This window comes from Streptomyces sp. NPDC026301, assembly GCF_055567935.1.
In genome coordinates this window covers 188,660-206,368 of sequence record NZ_JBVHPN010000004.1, presented here as the reverse complement: position 1 = coordinate 206,368, position 17,709 = coordinate 188,660, and the positions used below count along the sequence as shown (strand labels likewise).

12 protein-coding genes are annotated in these 17,709 nt (G+C 72.8%); 4 read left to right on the top strand and 8 right to left on the bottom strand.

Features of this window, described 5'->3' with window-relative positions:
* Nucleotides 1–9 precede the first annotated feature (9 nt).
* Nucleotides 10–1,635, top strand: a complete 1,626-nt coding sequence (locus ACZ4MH_RS08805; RefSeq protein ID WP_351601236.1) for a GMC family oxidoreductase — start codon at nt 10–12, stop codon at nt 1,633–1,635.
* 18 nt (nt 1,636–1,653) lie between these two features.
* On the opposite strand, the gene ACZ4MH_RS08800 is transcribed toward ACZ4MH_RS08805, so the two are convergent.
* Both ACZ4MH_RS08800 and ACZ4MH_RS08795 read right to left on the bottom strand, forming a co-directional pair.
* Complete coding sequence (locus ACZ4MH_RS08800) at nt 1,654–2,958, bottom strand: hypothetical protein (RefSeq protein ID WP_467754421.1); 1,305 nt, start codon at nt 2,956–2,958, stop codon at nt 1,654–1,656.
* Nucleotides 2,959–3,007: 49 nt separating this feature from the next.
* Nucleotides 3,008–3,985, bottom strand: coding sequence for a multicopper oxidase domain-containing protein (locus ACZ4MH_RS08795; RefSeq protein WP_351591616.1), 978 nt, complete (start codon nt 3,983–3,985; stop codon nt 3,008–3,010).
* A 194-nt stretch (nt 3,986–4,179) separates the two neighbouring features.
* Here ACZ4MH_RS08795 and ACZ4MH_RS08790 point away from each other — a divergent pair, with 194 nt between their 5' ends.
* Nucleotides 4,180–6,660: a ThuA domain-containing protein gene (locus ACZ4MH_RS08790; RefSeq protein ID WP_351591613.1), complete on the top strand. Its 2,481-nt coding sequence runs from the start codon at nt 4,180–4,182 to the stop codon at nt 6,658–6,660.
* Nucleotides 6,657–8,834 (top strand): OmpL47-type beta-barrel domain-containing protein, encoded by a 2,178-nt coding sequence (locus ACZ4MH_RS08785; protein ID WP_351591611.1) that lies wholly within the window; start codon nt 6,657–6,659, stop codon nt 8,832–8,834. The genes ACZ4MH_RS08790 and ACZ4MH_RS08785 overlap by 4 nt, the downstream gene beginning before the upstream one ends.
* Nucleotides 8,835–8,905: 71 nt before the next feature.
* Here the strand turns inward: ACZ4MH_RS08785 and ACZ4MH_RS08780 are convergent, their stop codons facing one another.
* The gene (locus ACZ4MH_RS08780) at nt 8,906–10,198 is read right to left on the bottom strand and encodes a YeeE/YedE family protein (RefSeq protein ID WP_351591608.1); all 1,293 of its coding nucleotides are present in this window, start codon (nt 10,196–10,198) and stop codon (nt 8,906–8,908) included.
* A gap of 263 nt (nt 10,199–10,461) precedes the next feature.
* On the opposite strand from ACZ4MH_RS08780, the gene ACZ4MH_RS08775 reads away from it, so the two are divergent.
* Nucleotides 10,462–10,896: a YchJ family protein gene (locus ACZ4MH_RS08775; RefSeq protein WP_351591605.1), complete on the top strand. Its 435-nt coding sequence runs from the start codon at nt 10,462–10,464 to the stop codon at nt 10,894–10,896.
* 10 nt (nt 10,897–10,906) lie between these two features.
* Here ACZ4MH_RS08775 and ACZ4MH_RS08770 read toward each other — a convergent pair whose 3' ends face one another.
* The 5 genes from ACZ4MH_RS08770 to ACZ4MH_RS08750 form a co-directional block, all read right to left on the bottom strand.
* A complete protein-coding gene (locus ACZ4MH_RS08770) occupies nt 10,907–13,234 on the bottom strand; it encodes a penicillin acylase family protein (RefSeq protein WP_351591602.1) in 2,328 nt (775 codons plus the stop codon).
* Entirely contained in the window at nt 13,231–14,886 is a 1,656-nt protein-coding gene (locus tag ACZ4MH_RS08765) for an amidohydrolase (protein ID WP_351591599.1), read from the bottom strand. The genes ACZ4MH_RS08770 and ACZ4MH_RS08765 overlap by 4 nt, the downstream gene beginning before the upstream one ends.
* On the bottom strand, nt 14,883–16,412 hold the full coding sequence (locus tag ACZ4MH_RS08760) for a sodium:solute symporter family protein (RefSeq protein ID WP_351591596.1): 1,530 nt from the start codon (nt 16,410–16,412) through the stop codon (nt 14,883–14,885). Before ACZ4MH_RS08760 ends, ACZ4MH_RS08765 begins: the two co-directional genes overlap by 4 nt.
* Nucleotides 16,409–16,756 (bottom strand): DUF3311 domain-containing protein, encoded by a 348-nt coding sequence (locus tag ACZ4MH_RS08755; RefSeq protein ID WP_351591593.1) that lies wholly within the window; start codon nt 16,754–16,756, stop codon nt 16,409–16,411. The genes ACZ4MH_RS08760 and ACZ4MH_RS08755 overlap by 4 nt, the downstream gene beginning before the upstream one ends.
* Before the next feature lie 96 nt (nt 16,757–16,852).
* A complete protein-coding gene (locus ACZ4MH_RS08750) occupies nt 16,853–17,653 on the bottom strand; it encodes an SDR family NAD(P)-dependent oxidoreductase (protein WP_351591591.1) in 801 nt (266 codons plus the stop codon).
* Between the last annotated feature and the right edge of the window lie 56 nt (nt 17,654–17,709).

Sequence of the window (17,709 nt, the reverse complement as noted above, 5' to 3'; positions counted from 1 at the left end):
GAGTTGCGGATGACACGGCGGTCAGGAACGCACGGGGGCGCGGCTTCGGGAGCGTACGACTACATCGTCGTCGGGGCGGGCTCCGCGGGCTGTGTGCTCGCCGCGCGGCTGTCCGAGGACCCGACGGTGCGGGTCGCGCTGGTCGAGGCGGGCGGCCCGGACCGCAGGCAGGAGGTCCGCATCCCCGCGGCCTTCCCGAAGCTGTTCAAGACGGAGTACGACTGGGACTTCACCACCACCGCGCAGGAGGCGCTGGACGGCCGGGCGCTGTACTGGCCGCGCGGCCGCACCCTCGGCGGCTCGTCCTCGCTCAACGCGATGATGTGGGTGCGCGGCCACCGCGACGACTACGACGCCTGGGCGGCGACGGCCGGCGAGGAGTGGGGGTACGACCAGGTCGCCCGCTACTTCCGGCGGGCCGAGCGGTGGGCGGGCCCGCCCTCGGGCGGCGAGGGGCGCAAGGAGCCGGTGCACGGCGCGGCCGGCCCCCTGTGGATCTCCCCGGCGCGCGACCTCCACCCGCTCTCCACCGCCTTCCTCGACGCCTGTACGGAATCCGGCCTGCCGCTGCTGCCGGAGCTCAACGGCCCGGATCACAGCGGCTGCGCGGCGACCCCGCTCTCGCAGCGGCGCGGGCGGCGCTGGAGCACGGCGGACGGCTATCTGCGGCCCGCGCTGCGGCGCGCCAACCTCACGGTGGTCACCGGCAGCGAGGCGCGCCACGTCCTCTTCGACGGCGGCCGGGCGTGCGGGGTGGAGCTGGCGGACGGCGTGCTGCGGGCCCGGCGCGAGGTGCTGCTGAGCGCCGGCGCGATCGGTTCCCCGCAACTGCTGCTGCGCTCGGGCATCGGCGACGCCGACGACCTCAAGGCGCTGGGCATCGCGCCGGTGGCCGATCTGCCGGGTGTCGGGCGGCACTTGCAGGACCACCTCTCCGTGCCCGTACTGCGGTACGCGCAGCACCCGGTCACGCTCACCGGTGCCGATACGCCCGCGAACATCGCGCGCTATCTGCTGGCCCGGCGCGGCCCGCTGACCTCGAACGTCGGTGAGGCCGTCGCGTTCATCCGCAGCGCCCCGGAGCTGGCGGCGCCGGACCTGGAGCTGATCTTCGCGCCGGTGCCGTTCGTCGGCCACGGCCTCACGCCGCCGGCCGAGCACGGCGTGACCATCGGGGTCATCCTGCTGCAGCCGGAGAGCCACGGCCGGATCACGCTGACCGACGCCGATCCGGCCGCGCCGCCGTGCATCGAGCCCGCGTACCTGAGCGCGCCGGCCGACCTGCGGCGGATGGTCGCGGGCGTGCGCTTCGCCGACGAGCTGTACGGCACCGCGGCGCTGCGCCCGCACGTCGGCGGCGCGCTGCCGCCGTGTCCGGAACGCACGGACGACGCCGGTGCCGAGGCCATGGTGCGGGCGCTGGCGGAGACGCTGTACCACCCGGTGGGCACCTGCCGGATGGGCACGGGCGACGACGCGGTGACCGATCCGGCGCTGCGGGTCCGGGGCGTCGAAGGCCTGCGGGTCGTCGACGCGTCGGTCATGCCACGCATCACGCGCGGCCACACCAACGCCCCCACCATCATGATCGCCGAACGGGCCGCCGACCTGATCCGCTACGGGAACGGCGAGTGAGTCGCAGCCGGGTGACGCTCAGTCAGGTGCCGTCATCCGTACCCGCAGGAACCGCGGCCGGTACAGCGTCACGTCGTCGTTGACCGCGCCGGCGGCCGGAGTGCCGGGCGGGCCGAGGGTGTTGACGTCGTAACTGAGCACGAGGCCGGGCCGGCCGGTGAACTCAGGGTGCGCCTGCGGGTTGTAGACCGCGGTGCGCTCGTCGGAGTCCGCCGGGTCGGGCGGCCGGGGCGGGGTGACCGCGCCGTTCGGACCGTGCCAGGGGCCGTGCGCGGTGCAGGACCAGTAGCTGGTGAAGGTGGCCAGGCCGCGGCCGCCGGGGCCCGCCGCGTCCATGGTGAACAGCAGCCATGTGCCGCCGTCGCGGACGACGGTGAAGGCGCTGCCGACGCCGCGCCGGCCGCCGCTCCGCAGCACGGGCACGGCACGCGCGGCGCCGGCCCGCCAGCCGGCGCCGTCCCAGTAGCGCCAGGCGCGCGCTTCGGCGAGCCGGCCGACGGGGACCCGGGCGAGGTACGCCCGGGCGGCCGGGTGGTTGGTGGGGGCATCGCCGCCGTACACGTAGGTGTAGCGCCCCTCCGGTACGGCCGCCGTCCCGTACAGCACGCGGGCTCCGGGGTCGGGCACAGACGCGCGGTCGGCGACCGTGGTGACGCGTTCCAGGCGCAGCCGGGGCAGGGAGAGCGTGGCGACCTCGGTGGAGCGGGGCTCGCCGAAGAGCCAGGGGCCCGTTCCCGGGGCGCGGTTCCACAGCAGGACGCGGAGTACCCGTTCGGAGGAACCGGGTGTACGGGGTTCCACGCGCGCGGCCACCGGCCAGCGCCACGCCCCCGTCGGCGCGCGCCCACGCGGCGGGTCGGGGAAGTAGCCAGCGGGCCCGGCCGGAGTGTGGCGGACCAGGGTGTCGTACGGGCGTCCCGTCCGGTCCCCGACGACGAGGGAGTTGCGGAGCAGGGCGGGCGGGCCGCCGCCGTCGGCCTTCCGGCGCCAGGAGTGCGGCTGTCCCTTGGGGTTGGGCGGTCCCTCGACCCGGTCGAGGAAGGTGTCGGAGAACAGCCAGAGCACGCGGCCGTCGGGCAGCCGTACGGAGTGGGTGCCGTCGCCGCCCGTCCAGTCGTCCAGCCGGGAGTTGTCGTCGCCGTACCGGGCGAACGCGCTGGTGAGGCGGGGTTCGGGAGCCCAGGAGGCGATCTCCCTGGCGGCGCAGGGGGCGGCGTGTCCGCCTGTCGGTACGGTACCGAGCACGGCGGCCACGACGGTCGCGGCGAGCAGCGCCGCCAGGGCGGTGGTGCGCCGGGACACCTGGCCGACGGGACGTCTCATGCCCCGATCATGCCTCGGCGGGCCGCGCGCTTCGGTCCGACACAGGCTCTCAGTGGTGCCCGTCGTGTCCGGGAATCGTGCCGTCCGGCTTGGCGATCAGGAGCATGCCGGCCATGCCCATGTCGGAGTGGCTCTGGACGTGGCAGTGGTACATCCAGGCGCCGGCGCCGACGCCCTCGCCCGCCAGGAACTGGAAGCCGAAGGAGTCGGCCGGGCCGGTGATCTTGTTGTCGACGATCCGGCTGGGGTCGTCCGGGCCGGTCAGCAGGCCCGTGCGGTTGTCGGCCCAGCGGTGTCCGTGCACGTGGAACGTGTGGTAGTACTCGCCGTGCGTGATCATGATGATCTCGACGCGGTCGCCGATGGTGGCCTTGAAGTCGGGCCCCTTGGGCAGGTTGTTGATCGTCATGTCGTTGAAGACGATGGTGAACTGGCGGTCCGGGTCGGGCAGGATGTCGCCCTCCCTGCGGACCACGACCGGGCCGTAGAGGCCCTTGCGTATGCCGCCGGTGCCGTGTTCGGTGCCGACGACGTGGTCGTGGTAGTGCCAGTAACCGGCGCTGCCCGGGCGCCAGGTGCCGTCCTTGCGTCTGCCGGGGGTGTGCGTGCGCCAGGTGTAGGTGCGGGTGCCGCCCGGCTCGATGTGACTGCGGTTCATCTTCGTGCCGTCGCTGGCGGTGTCGTAGTCCACGCCGTGCACATGGAGGCTGGCCGCGACGTCGAGGGTGTTGGTGACCTCGATGTGCAGGGTGTCGCCTTCGGTGCACTCGATGAGCGGGCCGGGGACGGTGGCCTTGCCCTTTTCCAGGCCGTAGCCGAGCTTTCCGTCGGGGAGTTGCTCCATGTAGAGCTTCAGGTGTTTCACCTCGCCGCCGGCGCCTGCCCTGCGTACGGTCCCCTGGGGCGCGGCGGCCGTTGCCGCGGGGGCCAGGCCGATCGTGCCGAGTGCCGCGGCGGCGGCCCCGCCCGCGAACAGCCGGCGGCTGACCGCCCCGGGCACGGCGGTGTTGACGGAGTCCTCGGTCATCGTGCTCCCCTCGCAGAAAGCGCTCTCGGCAGTGAGCCGTCCGGAACGGTAGCGCCGTGATCTTCGTTTATCCACGCCAAGGACAAAGTTTGTTGACTTGCGGTCATAGCTCTTGGCGGGCCGCCGAAAGAGGTCTAGCTTCGTCGGCTGTCGCTGTGTGCTCACAGCTGTGTCCTCAGAGGGGTGGGTGAACCATGCGTCGCGCACCACGTCAGAAACGCACCACCACCGGGCGGCTGAGACGGACGGCCGGGCTGTCCGCGCTGGCCGTCACGGCGGCCCTGCTGGGCGGGACCCCCGCGCTGGCCGGGGCCCCGCCGGAACCGTCCGTACCGAAGCTCGCACTGCCCTCGCCGCCCGGCGGCGAGAACGTCCGCGTACTGGTCTTCCACGCCTCGGCGGGCGAGGAGCCGCCGACGGTGAACGCCGGCATCGAGGCGATCGAGAAGATCGGGCGGCAGGGGCCGGCCGCCGAGCACTTCGCGATCGACGCCACGGCCGACCCGTCGGTCTTCGCCAAGCCCCGGCTCGGCCGGTACAACGCGGTCGTCTTCCTGACCGGCGGCGGCGATGTGCTCGATCCCGAGCAGGAAGCGGGCCTGGAGAGCTACATGGAGGCCGGCGGCGGGTTCGTCGGCATCCACGACGCGGCCCGCGCCGAGCCGTACTCCGACTGGTTCACCGGCCTGATCGGCGCCCGCCCCACGGGCGGCACCGACAACATCCAGCGCGCCACCGTCGAGGTCGGCGACCGGGACAACCCGGCCACCAAGAGCCTGCCACTGGAGTGGAAGCGCCCCGACCGGTGGCTCAACTGGGCCGAGAATCCCAGCGGTTCGGTGCACACCGTGGCCCGCGTACGGGAGAACACCTTCCGGCCCGGCACGGGTGCGAACGGCGCCGACCATCCCATCTCCTGGTGCCGCGACTACGACGGCGGGCGGTCCTTCTACACCGGCATGGGCGGCACGGCCGCCGGCTTCCAGGAGTCCGACTTCCGGGCCCACCTGCGCGGCGCGCTGCTGTGGACCACCCGGCTCGCCCGCGCCGACTGCCGGGCGACCATCGCCTCGAACTACACCGCCGAGCGGGTCACCCGGCCCAACCAGCCGGGTCAGCACGACCAGATCGGCGAGCCGCACGGCGTAGTGACCGCCAAGGACGGCCGGGTGTTCTACATCGGCCGCGGCGGCGAGGGCTCGGACGCGCCCGTGATCACCGACTGGAACAACCCCGACATCGGCAAGGGCAAGGGCACCGTCCACGTCTACGACCCGAAGACACAGCAGGTCACGCTCGCGGGCGAGGTCACCGTCTTCGGCAACAAGGGCGGCGGCGACGAGCTGGTCAAGAACGAGGAGGGGCTGCTCGGCATCGAGCTGGACCCGCACTTCCTCGACAACGGCTGGGTGTACCTGCACTACACGCCGCACTCGAAGATCGACCGCGAGACGCACATGGCCGAGCGCCGCGTCTCCCGCTTCACCATGGACCTGAAGACGGACAAGCTGGACATGTCCTCGGAGAAGGTGCTGCTGAAGTGGCCGGTGCAGATCCACAGCTGCTGCCACGCGGGCGGCGGCATGGCCTGGGACTCCAAGAACAACCTCTACATCGCCACGGGTGACAACAACTCCAGCCAGTTCAGCGACGGTTACTCGGGCAACAACCCGCAGCCCAACTTCAAGGGCGTCTCCTTCGCCGACGCCCGCCGGACCGCGGGCAACACGAACAACCTCAACGGGAAGATTCTGCGGATCCACCCCGAGGACGACGGCACGTACACCCTCCCCGAGGGCAATCTCTTCACCGGCAAGGAGACCGCCGAGGGCGGCGGCAAGACCCGCGGCGAGATCTACGTCATGGGCGTCCGCAACCCCTCCCGGATCTCCGTCGACAAGAAGACCGACACGCTCTACGCGGGCTGGGTCGGGCCGGACGCGACCGACCCGAGCGAGACCTGGGGACCGGCGAAGTACGACACGTTCGCCACGATCACCCACGCCTCCAACCGCGGCTGGCCGTTCTGCATGGGCAACAAGCAGCCCTACCGCGACCGCAACCTGCCGGACCCGGGCAAGCCGCTGGGCTGGTACGACTGCGACAACCTGAAGAACGAGTCGCCGAACAACGACGGGCTGGTCAACATCCCGCCCGCCGAGGCCAACAACATCTGGTACTCCCCCGCCGGCGGCGGCCCGGACTTCCCGCGGGACGCCAACGGCGTGCCGAGCTACAAGAAGTCCGAGCAGAAGTTCCTGCTGCCCTGGCTCAAGGGCGGTGGGCAGGCCGCGATGGACGGCCCGGTCTACCGTTACGACGCCGCCACGGCGGGCAAGGACGCCTGGCCCGCGTACTGGGACGGCAAGTGGTTCGTGGGCGACTTCTACGACGGTGAGCAGCCGCGGAACGCGGTCGTCATGGACCCGAAGACGGCCGGTTCGGGCGGGCTGCCCGTGCACGCCGAGACCCTCGACAAGATCATTCCGGTCGGGGCCGACGGCATCCGCAACCTGATGGGCTGGACGTTCGCGCCCGACGGCTCGCTCTACGTCCTGGACTACGGGCGCGGCTTCTTCACCCACGACGGCAAGTCGGCGCTGTGGCACATCACGTACCACGGCGGCCCGGCGACTCCGCTCCCCGCTGACCTGGCCCGGAAGGCGGTCCGATGAACCGGCGGCTGACCGCTCTGCTCTCCGTCCTGTTCCTGCTGCTCGGGGTCGGCGTCACGACGGCCCACGGGCAGCCGGCGCCCGCCGAGGTGCAGCAGACCCTGACCTGGACGGCGGGCGACGACATCACCAAGTACGCCTCGGCGCCCACCACAGCCGTGGCCGGGAAGACGACCATCGTCTTCGAGAACAGCGAGGCCACCGGCAACACCATGGGGATGCCGCACACCCTGACCTTCGTCACCTCCGACCCGGAGTACAACCAGGACGTCAGCCTCAACATCATGGCGAATCCCGGTGACTCCTCCGGCGGCAAGCACACCGCCGAAGTCACGCTCAGCCCCGGCAAGTACCGCTACCACTGCACCATCCCCGGCCACGAGCAGATGCAGGGCATCCTCGTCGTCACCGACGGCGGCAACGAGGACACCACGGCGCCGGAGACCTCGGCGAAGGTCGAGGGACAGAAGAATGCCGACGGCGCGTACGTCGGCAGTGCCACCGTCAGCGTCTCGGCGACGGACGGCGGCTCGGGCGTGGACCGGATCGAGTACGCGGTGGGCGACGCCGGCTTCCAGCCGTACACCGCGCCCCTCGTGGTCGACCAGGTCGGCACGCACAAGATCCGTTACCGCGCTGCCGACAAGGCGGGCAATGTCGCGGCGGAGAAGTCGGTGGACTTCACCGTCGTCGCGCCGCCGACGGACGACACCACGCCGCCGGAGACCAGCGCGACCGTGACCGGCGAGAAGAACGCGGACGGCGCCTACGTCGGCATGGCGACGGTGACCGTCACCGCGTCCGACACCGGGTCCGGGGTCAACACCATCGAGTACGCGCTCGGGGACGGCGCCTGGCAGCCGTACACCGGGCCCGTCATGGTGCACGAGGCCGGTGCCCACAAGGTCCGCTACCGGGCCGCCGACAAGGCCGGCAACGCCGCGCCGGAGAAGTCCGTGGACTTCACCGTCGTCGCGCCGCCGCCCGAGGACACCACCCCGCCGGACACCGCGGCCAAGGTCGAGGGGGACAAGAACTCGGACGGCGCGTACATCGGGAAGGCGACGGTGACCCTCACGGCCACCGACGAGGGCTCCGGTGTGGCGAAGACCGAGTACTCGCTGGACGGCGGGCCGTATCTCGCGTACGAGAAGCCGGTGATCGTGGACCGGGTGGGATACCACTCGCTCGCGCACCGGGCGACCGACAAGGCGGGCAACACCTCGCCCGCGCGGACGGCCTCCTTCACCGTCGCCACGGGCGGCGGGGTGCCGGCGCCGCCCTGCCCGGAGCACGACGAGCGGCTGACCGTCATCGTCGGCACGGTCGACACCGGTGTACCGAACCGGGTCACCGGCAACCGCTGCATGATCAACGAGCTGATCGAGGACGAGAAGGACTGGTCCTCGCAGGCGCTCTTCCTCAAGCACGTCACGGAGGTGACCGACAAGCTCCTGAAGGAGGGTGTGATCGACAAGCGGGAGTACCGCGCGATCAACAAGGCGGCCCGCCAGTCCGGCATCGGCAAGCCCGGGCAGCACACCGGCTACCGCGACCTCTTCGACGGGACGCAGGCGTCCTTCGAGAAGTGGGAGCACGTGGGCGGCGGCGCCTTCTCGCTCACCGGTGACGGCGCCATGACCAGCAGCACCAAGGTCGACGGCATGGGCATGCTGTGGTTCCCCGAGCGCCGCTTCGACGACTTCTCGCTGAAGCTGCGCTTCCGGGACGACGCGCCGGGCACCGGCAACGCCAACGGCGGGGTCTTCGTCCGCTTCCCCGATGTCCACGACCACCCCGAGGAGTCCCGTCCCGAGTGGGTCGCCATCAAGTACGGACATGAGGTCCAGATCCTGGACCGTCCGGACGGCGACATGTACAAGACGGGCTCGATCTACGGGTTCGACCGGGTCGGCCTCGGCGGCGCCGGGGTCACGCCCAAGGGCACCTGGAACGACTACGAGATCCGGGTGACCGACCAGCACTACGAGATCTACCGCAACGGCAAGCTGATCAACGAGTTCGACAACACCGGCGGGCAGGTCTTCAACCCGCCGCGGGACGACGACCCGGGCACCGACGGCCGGCGCTACGCCTCCGGCTACATCGGCCTCCAGGTCCACAGTACGAGCGACGTCATCTCGTACCGCGATATCCGCATCCAGGAGCGGTGAGCGCGCGTACTGACGGCGGCGGCCGCCGGGGATCTTCCCTGGCGGCCGCCGCTTTCGTCCGTGTCAGGCGGTCAGCAGACGCCGTCCCCCGGCTTCGGGTTGCCGAGCCCGAAGGCCGGGCGCAGGCGGAGGCCCGCCCAGGTGCCGACGAGCGCCGCCGCGCCCCAGATCCAGCCGTGCAGGCTGCCGGAGGCGATGCCGGCGAGGTACGCGCCGATGTTGCAGCCGCCGGCCATCCGGGCGCCGACGCCCATCAGGACGCCACCGAGCACGGCGGCGAGCGCGGTGCGGGCGGGCAGGCCGCGGTGCAGCTTCCATACGCCACCCGCCGCGGCGGCGACAGCCGCGCCGATCATGATGCCGAGGTCCGTCAGGCTGGTCTTGTCGGCGAGGACCGGGCCCGCGTACGAGGCGGCGTTCTTCGGGTCCTGCCAGAACGCCCAGTGCTCGGGAGAGCCGCCGAGCGCGCCCACCAGCTTCGAGCCCCACAGCGCGAAGGCGCTGGTGATCCCCCAGGCGCCGCCGGAGACCAGCAGCACGCCCGCGCCGAGGACGGCGAGCGCCAGCGCGCCGGCCCACAGGGTCCAGGAGCCGCGGAAGACGCGGGCCGGGGTGGTGCGCGCGGACGGCGGGGTGCCGACCGGCGGCGGGTTGCGGCGGGCCTGGACGCGGCGGGAGACCAGGACGACCACGGCGAGCAACACCATGGTCACGGCCCAGGAGCCGGCCCAGCCCAGGTGGTCGGAGAACAGCACCGGGTCAAAGGCGGGCAGGTCGCGCCAGAGGTTGTACTGCCAGGCGGCGAGGGTCGAGCCGGCGATGAAGCCGCCGAGGGTGAGCACGATGGTGCTCTGGCCCGAGCCGACGGCGAAGAGCGTGCCGGAGGCGCAGGCGCCGCCGAGCTGCATGCCGACGGCGAAGAGGAAGGCGCCGACCAGCAGGGCGATGCCCAGCGGCCCCGCGCTGGGCGCGGGTACCGAGCCGAACAGGCCGGTGCCGGTGCCGATGAGCAGCGCGAAGAGCGTCGCCGTGGTGCCGAGCAGCAGGGCGTGGGCGCGCAGCCCGGTGCCGTTGCCGACGGCGATCAGCTGCCGCCAGGCGGAGGTGAAGCCGAAGCGGGAGTGGAAGAGGGCGAAGCCCAGGGCGATGCCCAGGAGCAGCAGGATGCCGGGCTTGGCGCCGTTGGCGGTCCACACGTAGGCGGTGAGGCCCGCGCCGATCAGGCCGGCGACCACCAGGGGCGTCCGGCGGACGGGCGGCGCGGGCTCGGCCTCGGGCGCGGGCGTGCGGGTGGGTGCCGGGGTGAGCAGGGTGCCGGTACGAGGCGGGGCCTCGGCCGCCCCGGCGGGGGGAGCGGTCGTCACGTGGGTCTCCGTGGGAGGGGATGCGGTACGTACGGACGTACCGGAAAGGGCCGGACCGGGGGCGTCAGCGGCTACAGAGCGCGTCGTCGACGTCCCACGGCGTCGCCGCGAAGAGCGCGAGCGTGAGCACACTGGCGGGTCCGAGCATGCCCTCCACGGTAATACCGGGTGTAAGCCCCACGTAACGCCGTCTCGTATGGCGAGACGATGTGTCCGCTCGGCGATATCACGGCCGTACCTCCGCGACCGGGCACAATGGGCGCATGCCCCGTCGTACCCCGCGCCCCCAGCACACCGCAGCCCCTGCGATCACCGCGTCCTCGCCCTGCCCCTGCGGCCTTTCCGCCCCGTACGGGGAGTGCTGCGGGCGGTGCCACGCCGGGACGGCGGCGGCGCCCACCGCCGAGCGGCTGATGCGCTCGCGCTACAGCGCCTTCGTGGTCCGCGACGAGGCCTATCTGCTGCGGACCTGGCATCCGGACACCCGGCCGCCCCGCATCGAGTTCGACGCGGGGCAGCGCTGGCTGGGCCTGGAGATCCTTCAGACGTCCGAGGGCAGCGCGTTCCACACCACCGGAGCCGTCGAATTCCGGGCGCGGTTCCTGTACGGCGGCACGGAGGACACGCTGCACGAGCACAGCCGCTTCGTCCGGCACGACGGCACGTGGGTGTACCTGGACGCGCTCTTCGCGGAGTGACCGTCGGCGGTCACCCGCCCGGTACGAGTGTGATCCGTCGCGTCGTGTGCCGCTCGATACGGTCGCGCGAGTACAGCAGTGGGAACGCCTCGTCCGCCGCCCATGGCTCGAACAGGTCCCGGTAGTGCGGGCCGGCCGGGTCGCCGGACTGGCCGGGCGCGTTCATCGCCACCGAGTCGTCCCACGAGCCGACGTCCACGACCAGCCGGAAGGTGGCGCCGCCGGACTGCCGGAAGCCGGGGCCGTACGCCGTCGCCGAGACCGTGTCGCCGCTGCCGCCGCGCGGCGCGGGGCCCACCGAGGACCAGTCCGCGGCCTCTTCGCCGAGGAGCGCGGCCAGGGGGTGGTGCGGATGCGCTTGGTGGAGCGCGCCCCAGCGCCACGCGCCGGGGTCGGGCCCGAGCAGCTCCGCGGTCTCCGCCATCGCGGGGCCGAGGCTGGTGAGGATCGCCGCGCGGATCGCCGCGTCCGGGTCGGGCCCGAGCCGGTCCCCCGGTGCGAGGAGGAGCGAGAGGTCGACCCGGGGGTCGGCGCTGGCGTCCTCGGCGGGCAGCACGCGGGCCAGCGCCGCTGCCACCCGCTCCGCAGGGAGCAGCCGGGCGAGGGCGCGGCGCAGCAGCTCGGCGCGTAGGTGGCGGCGGTACCAGATCTCGAAGAGCGCGGCGGCGGGCGAGTCCGCGTCGAGCGACGCGTCCCAGTCCCGCAGCAGCTTCAGCCCCTCGCTCACCTGCTGGTCGTCCGCTGTGAGGCCCGCCAGCAGCGGCTGGATCTCGCGCGCGGGCAGGCTCACGTAGTCGTTCTGCAGAGCCACGCAGTCCGGCACGGTCCAGTCCGACCGCGCGGCCAGCGCCTCGGCGAGGCGGTGGTGGCGGTGGGGCGCGTACCAGTCGTAGGTGACGGTCCGCTCGGCGTGGGGGTACTCCTCGGGGAGGTTGAGCTGGTTGGCCGTGGCGAACCAGCCGTCCTCCGGGTCCCGTACGGAGGGCAGCGCGCCGACCGGATGGTGCCCGTCCCATTCGTACCGGCCGTCGCCCGGCACCGGGAGGGTGCCGTCCCAGCCGCGGCGGACGGGGACGCGCCCGGCCGGGCGCCAGCCGGTCGTGCCGTCCGGGGCCGCGTAGACCTGGTTCTCGCCGGGCGCGCCCCACCGCTCCATGGCGGCGACGAAGGCGTCGGGCCCGGCCGCGCCCATGTAGTCCATGCTGCCGAGGTACGGGGCCATGCCCGGCTCCAGCCAGGCGGCCCGGACCGCGAACGCGGCGGCCCGGTCCGGGCGTTCGTCGATGACCGGGCCGTGCCGGGTGAACCACAGGTCGGTGGTGACGGGCTCGCCGCCGCGCACCGGAATGGTCTCGGTGACCTTCGTCATCGCCTCCCAGCCGTCCCCGTAGGCGTACCGCTTCGGGTCGGCGGGGTCGGTGCGGTAGACGTACAGGTCCTCCTGGTCGATGGGGAAGATCGTGAGGCCGAAGGCGAGGCGGCCGTTGTGGCCGATGGAGACGCCGGGCAGGGCCGGCTCGCCCGCGCCGATGACGTCGAGGCCAGGGGCCGAGAGGTGCGCGAGGTAGCGCAGCGCGGGCAGGGTGACGGCGCGGTGCGGGTCGTTGGCCAGCAGCGGGCGCCCGGTGGCGGTGCGGGACGGCCCGAGCACCCAGTTGTTGCTACCGTCGATGCCCTGGCGCGGCGCGTTCGCGGCCCACGGCGGGGTGGTGGCCATCCGGTACACGCGCAGCACGTCGTCCGGGATGACGGAGAGGTCCAGGCCCTCCGGTACGCGCAGCTCGTGGGCGGGCTCGCGGACCTTGCGCAGCTCCTCCACCTCCGGCCCGAAGTCCCGCAGGGTGAGGGCGCGTTGCACCTCGTCGTGGAGGTTGTAGTAGAGGCCGTGGCTGCGGATGCGGGCGACGTCGGCAGGCTGCCAGTACGCCGGTTCGTAGTCGAGCAGCCGGAACTCCGGCGGGAGGTACGCGCGCTGCTCGCGACAGAGGGTGACGAAGGCGTTGATGCCGTGCACGAAGGCGGTGGTGGTCCGCTCGGTGTCCGGGCCGTACGCCTGCCACTCCGCCGCCATGTCGCCGCGGTAGAGGAACAGCCGCGCCGCCCGGTCGTGTTCGGCGTACTCGGGGCCGAAGACCTCCGCCAGCAGGCCGAGGCCGCGCCGCCGCCACAGGTCGATCTGGAAGAGCCGGTCGCGGGCCGCGTTGAACCCCTGCGCGAGGAAGAGGTCGGCGCGCGAGGAAGCGTAGAGGTGCGGCACGCCCCAGCGGTCGACGAGGATCTCCACGGGGGCGGCGAGGCCCGGTACTTCAAAGGTGACCGCGGTGCCGGATGCCGTCATCGGGTGGCCTCCTCGTGTACGCGCTCGCCGCCCACGTATGTCGCGCGTACGGGGATCGCGGCGATGCCGTGGGGGTCGGTGGTCAGCGGGTTCTCCCCCAGGACGACGAAGTCGGCGAGGTGGCCGGGGGCGATCCGGCCCTTGTGGTGGGCCGTGCCCTCCGCCTCGGCCGAGCCGAGGGTGAAGATGCGCAGCGCCTCGGCGGCGGTGACCCGCTGCGAGGGTCCGACCGCCGCGCCGTCCTCGATGCCCTCGCGGGTGACCATCGACTGCAGGCCGAGGAGCGGTTCGTACGGGCCGCAGGGGTAGTCCGAGGACCCGGCGACGGTGACGCCCGCGTCCAGGAACGAGCGGTGCGCGAACATCCGCTCCGTGCGCTCGGGCCCGTACCAGGTGTTGAGCGCGCCGCCGTGGTAGCCCGCGTACCCGGCGAACGGCACGGCGATCGCGTCCAGCGCCTTCATGCGGGCGAGGATGGCGTCGTCGATGAGGGTGCAGTGTTCGATGCGGTGCCGCAGCCCGGGGCGCGGCAGCTCGCTGTGCGCCGCTTCGAAGGCGTCCAGGACGAGGCGGATCGCGGCGTCACCGTTGGCGTGCACGCCGATGCGGTTGCCGTCCGCGTGCACCTCCCGGACCTGCGCGAACAGCTCCTCGGTGGACGTGGTCTGGAGACCGTGCCCGTCCGGGCCGCCGCACTCGGGGTCGGCGTACGGCTCGGCCAGCAGACAGGTCCGGCCGCCGATCGCGCCGTCCAGGAACGCCTTGACGCCGACGAAGCGCAGCAGGTCGTCACCGAAGCCGCTGCCGACGCCGAGTGCCCGGGCCTTGGCGTAGTGGTCGATGGAGAGCAGCATGCCCGTACGCATCGTCAGCCGTCCCTGGCCGCGCGCGGTGCGCAGGAGGGCAATGTCATCCGGGGCGATCAGCGCGTCGCAGATGGAGGTGAGCCCGGCGGCGTGCCACAACTCCTGGGCGCGCAGCAGGCCGCGCAGCCGGTCCTGCGGGGAGCTGGGGGTGAGCGGGGAGTCGCCGCGGGCCGTGGCCGGATAGACGACGTTCATCAGGGCGCGTTCGATCAGCCGCCCGTCGAGGCGGCCGTCGGCGTCGCGGCCGAAGTCGCCGCCGTCCGGGGCCGGGGTGTCCTCGTCGACGCCCAGGGCGCGCAGCGCCGCCGAGTTGGCGACGCCCCAGTGCCCGGCGACCTGCACGACGAGGACGGGGTGGCCGGGCGCGGCCCGGTCCAGCTCCCGGCGGGTGATCCGGCCGGTCTTGACGTCGTCGTACCGGCTGCCGCGTATCCACTCCCCCGGTGCCGTGCGGGCCGCCTCGGCGGTGACGGCGGCGAGCAGGTCGTCGACGGTCGCGACCGCCGCGGCCGAGAGGTCGAGGTGGAGCAGGTCGGTGGCGGCCATCGCGAGGTGGATGTGGGCGTCGTTGAGGCCGGGGATGAGGGTGGCGTCACCGTGGTCGACCTCGCGGGCGCCGGGGAAGCGGTCGCGCAGCGCGGCGAGGGAGCCGGTGGCGCGTATCCGGCCGTCCGCGACGGCGAAGCCCTCGGGCTCGGGGGCGCCTGCCGGCCCGGCGGCACCGGGCACGCGCTGGCTGACGATGTGGGCGGCGCGGTGGAGCACGGGGGGCGTCTCGTCGATCACTTTGCCTCCTCGGTGGCCGCCTGGGCGGGGTCGTTGCCTTCCGTACGGGGTGCGTGCGGTGCGGGGCGCGCTCCCCCGGGCCCGGCGAGCGTGACCGCCACAGTGACCACAAGATTGACGGCCAGCCCGACGATGCCGCCGTTGACGCCGTACAGCGGGTCGTTGCCGCTGGCCCACAGCGCCACCACGACGGCGAGCCCGGCGAGCATCCCGGACACCGCGCCGGCCTTCGACATCCGCCGCCAGAACAGCGCGAGCAGTACCACCGGGACGAGCTGCGCCAGCCCCTCGTACGACAGGACCGACAGCTGGACCAGGGTGTTCGGGTAGAAGAGGGCGCCGCCCAGCGCGATCAGTCCGGCGATCAGACAGACCAGCTGGGAGAGCCGCTTGGTGCGGACGTCGTCGGCGGGCGTGCGGCCGGTGCGGCGGCTGCGCGGGTCGGCGCCGTTGCCGCCGCCGAGCAGCGTGCGGCCCCAGAGCGTGCCGATCGCGAGCATGAACACGCTCATCGGGACGATGGCGGAGAGCGCGCCCGCGACGCCGATGATGGCCACGGCGGGGGCCGGCAGCGAGTCGGTGACCAGGCTGAACAGCGCCAGGTCCGGATTGCCGAGGGCGGGCATGACGAACAGCGCGGTGGCGCCGATCATCATCGGGACGAAGAGCAGGAGTTGGTACCAGGGCAGCAGTACGGCGTTCCGGCGCAGCGCGTTGGGGTTCCGCGCGCTGAGGTAACCGGCGACGGTGGTCGGGAAGATCGTGATCGTCACGGCGTTGAGCAGCAGCGTGCTGATGAACCAGGCCGCGTCCCGGCCGCCGGACGCGTGCCCGGGGAAGGTCAGCCACTCGGGCTTCTCCGCGACCATACGGTGCATGAAGTCGCCGACACCGTCGAGGTAGTGCATCGGGACGTACACCGCGAGGAAGACCACCGCGGCGATGACCAGGACGTCCTTGAGCGCGCTGACCCACGCCGAGCCGCGCAGCCCGGACACCAGGATGAAGATCTCCGCGACGACGAACGAGATGACCGCGGCGACCCGCAGGTCCACGCTCCCGTACGTCATCGCGTTGACCACCACGCCCATGCCCTGGATCTGCACCTGGATGTAGGGCACGAGGAACACCGTGGCGATCACCGCGACGAGGATGCCCACCGGCCGGGAGCGGAAGCGGTGTTCGGCCATGTCCGCGATGGAGATCAGGCCGTGCCGGCTCGCGTACGTCCAGATGGCCGGGCCGACGACGTACGCCACGGCGAAGCCGACCGTGAGGTAGGCGACGAGGTAGAGGATCGGCACGCCGAAGGAGTACGACCAGCCGGCCGTGCCGAGGAAGGAGAAGCTGGTGTAGGTCTCGCCGGCCATCAGCAGCCAGATGAAGAGCACGCCCAGGCCCCGGCTGGAGACCGACCACTCGGCCAGGCCCTTGTCCCGGCCGCGGGCGCTGAGCACGCCGATGAGGATGGTCGCGACCATGGCGAGGCCAAAGATGGTCGTCGCGAGCGCCGCCGAGCCGCTCATGCGGTGCCTCCTTCGGATCCTTCGGGCCCTTCGGCTCTTTCGGTGCTTTCGGGCAGCGGTTCGGCCGCGCCCGTGCGGTACGCGGGGTCCAGGCGGGTGACGGCCCAGATGACGAGGGGGCTGACGACCGTGGCGGCGAGAATCCAGAACAGCAGGAACGGCACGCCGAGGACGCGCGGCTCGATGCGGTTCGCCACGAGCGGCGCCAGGCAGTACAGGACGGCCGGGACGAGCAGCAGCCACAGCGCGGGGCGCCGGGCGCTCACTTGGGGCAGGCCGTCGAGCGGGTGCGCGCCGGCCTCCGCCGGGCCCTCCCGCCCGCGGTCCTCAGGGGCGTGCGACATGGGGCTCCTTCGAGGGGTTTCGAAAGGGATCGAGGGGTACGGGACGACGTGCTGCGGTCGCTGGCCGCTCGGACGTTACCGCAGGTCAGGCCGAGGTCAGACCGTGGGTTCGTAGCGGCCGTCGACCGCGGTCCAGCCGCCGTCCACGGTCAGCACGCTGCCGGTGACGAAGGTGGACGCGTCCGAGACCAGGTAGTGCACGGCACCGGCCAGCTCCTCGGCGCCGGCCCACCGCCGCAGCGCGGACGCCTGCGCGTACGCGTCGTACCACTCGGGGTCGGCGGCGATCTGGTCGGTCAGCGGCGTGCGCACGACGCCGGGCGCGATGGCGTTGAACCGCAGCCCGCGCGGCCCCCATTCGGCGGCCGCCGTCCGCAGGAACTGCACCAGGCCCGCCTTGGACGCCGCGTACACGCTCTGGCCCGGCTCGACCTGTATCGCGCGCATGGAGGCGAGCCCGACGACGCTGCCGCTGCCGCGCTCGGCCATGGCCGGGGCGACGGCCTGTACGAGCGCGAAGTGCGCCCGGAGGTTGAGCGCGACCACCCGGTCGAACTCCTCCAGGGTGTAATCGACGATCCGCTTGCGGACGTTGGCGCCGACGGTGACGACCAGGCCGTCCGGCGCGCCCCACGCGGCGGCGGCAGCGCGCACCGCGTCGCCGTCCAGCACGTCGAGCTCGAACGGGGTGGCCGTGCCGGTGCGGCTGCCGGGCGCCGGCGGCTCCTCCCGCGCGAGCCGGGCGGTCTCCGCCGCGCCCTTGAGGTCGCGGTCGGCGACCGTCACGTCCGCGCCGTGCGCGGCCAGCGCCCGCACGGCCTCCCGGCCGATGCCACTGCCCCCGCCGACGACCACGATGTGCCGCCCGTCGAGGCGGAAGAGGTTCGCGTACGTCATGCCCGGCTCCTTCGCCTGCTGATCGAGTACTGGCCACTGATCAAGTACTGGCCATC

Coding starts and splice junctions, on each gene's coding strand:
- ACZ4MH_RS08775 (WP_351591605.1), top strand. CDS start 10,462: ATGCCCCGTCGTACCCCGCGCCCCCAGCACACCGCAGCCCCTGCGATC.
- ACZ4MH_RS08755 (WP_351591593.1), bottom strand. CDS start 16,756: ATGTCGCACGCCCCTGAGGACCGCGGGCGGGAGGGCCCGGCGGAGGCC.
- ACZ4MH_RS08805 (WP_351601236.1), top strand. CDS start 10: ATGACACGGCGGTCAGGAACGCACGGGGGCGCGGCTTCGGGAGCGTAC.
- ACZ4MH_RS08770 (WP_351591602.1), bottom strand. CDS start 13,234: ATGACGGCATCCGGCACCGCGGTCACCTTTGAAGTACCGGGCCTCGCC.
- ACZ4MH_RS08750 (WP_351591591.1), bottom strand. CDS start 17,653: ATGACGTACGCGAACCTCTTCCGCCTCGACGGGCGGCACATCGTGGTC.
- ACZ4MH_RS08800 (WP_467754421.1), bottom strand. CDS start 2,958: ATGAGACGTCCCGTCGGCCAGGTGTCCCGGCGCACCACCGCCCTGGCG.
- ACZ4MH_RS08795 (WP_351591616.1), bottom strand. CDS start 3,985: ATGACCGAGGACTCCGTCAACACCGCCGTGCCCGGGGCGGTCAGCCGC.
- ACZ4MH_RS08785 (WP_351591611.1), top strand. CDS start 6,657: ATGAACCGGCGGCTGACCGCTCTGCTCTCCGTCCTGTTCCTGCTGCTC.
- ACZ4MH_RS08760 (WP_351591596.1), bottom strand. CDS start 16,412: ATGAGCGGCTCGGCGGCGCTCGCGACGACCATCTTTGGCCTCGCCATG.
- ACZ4MH_RS08790 (WP_351591613.1), top strand. CDS start 4,180: ATGCGTCGCGCACCACGTCAGAAACGCACCACCACCGGGCGGCTGAGA.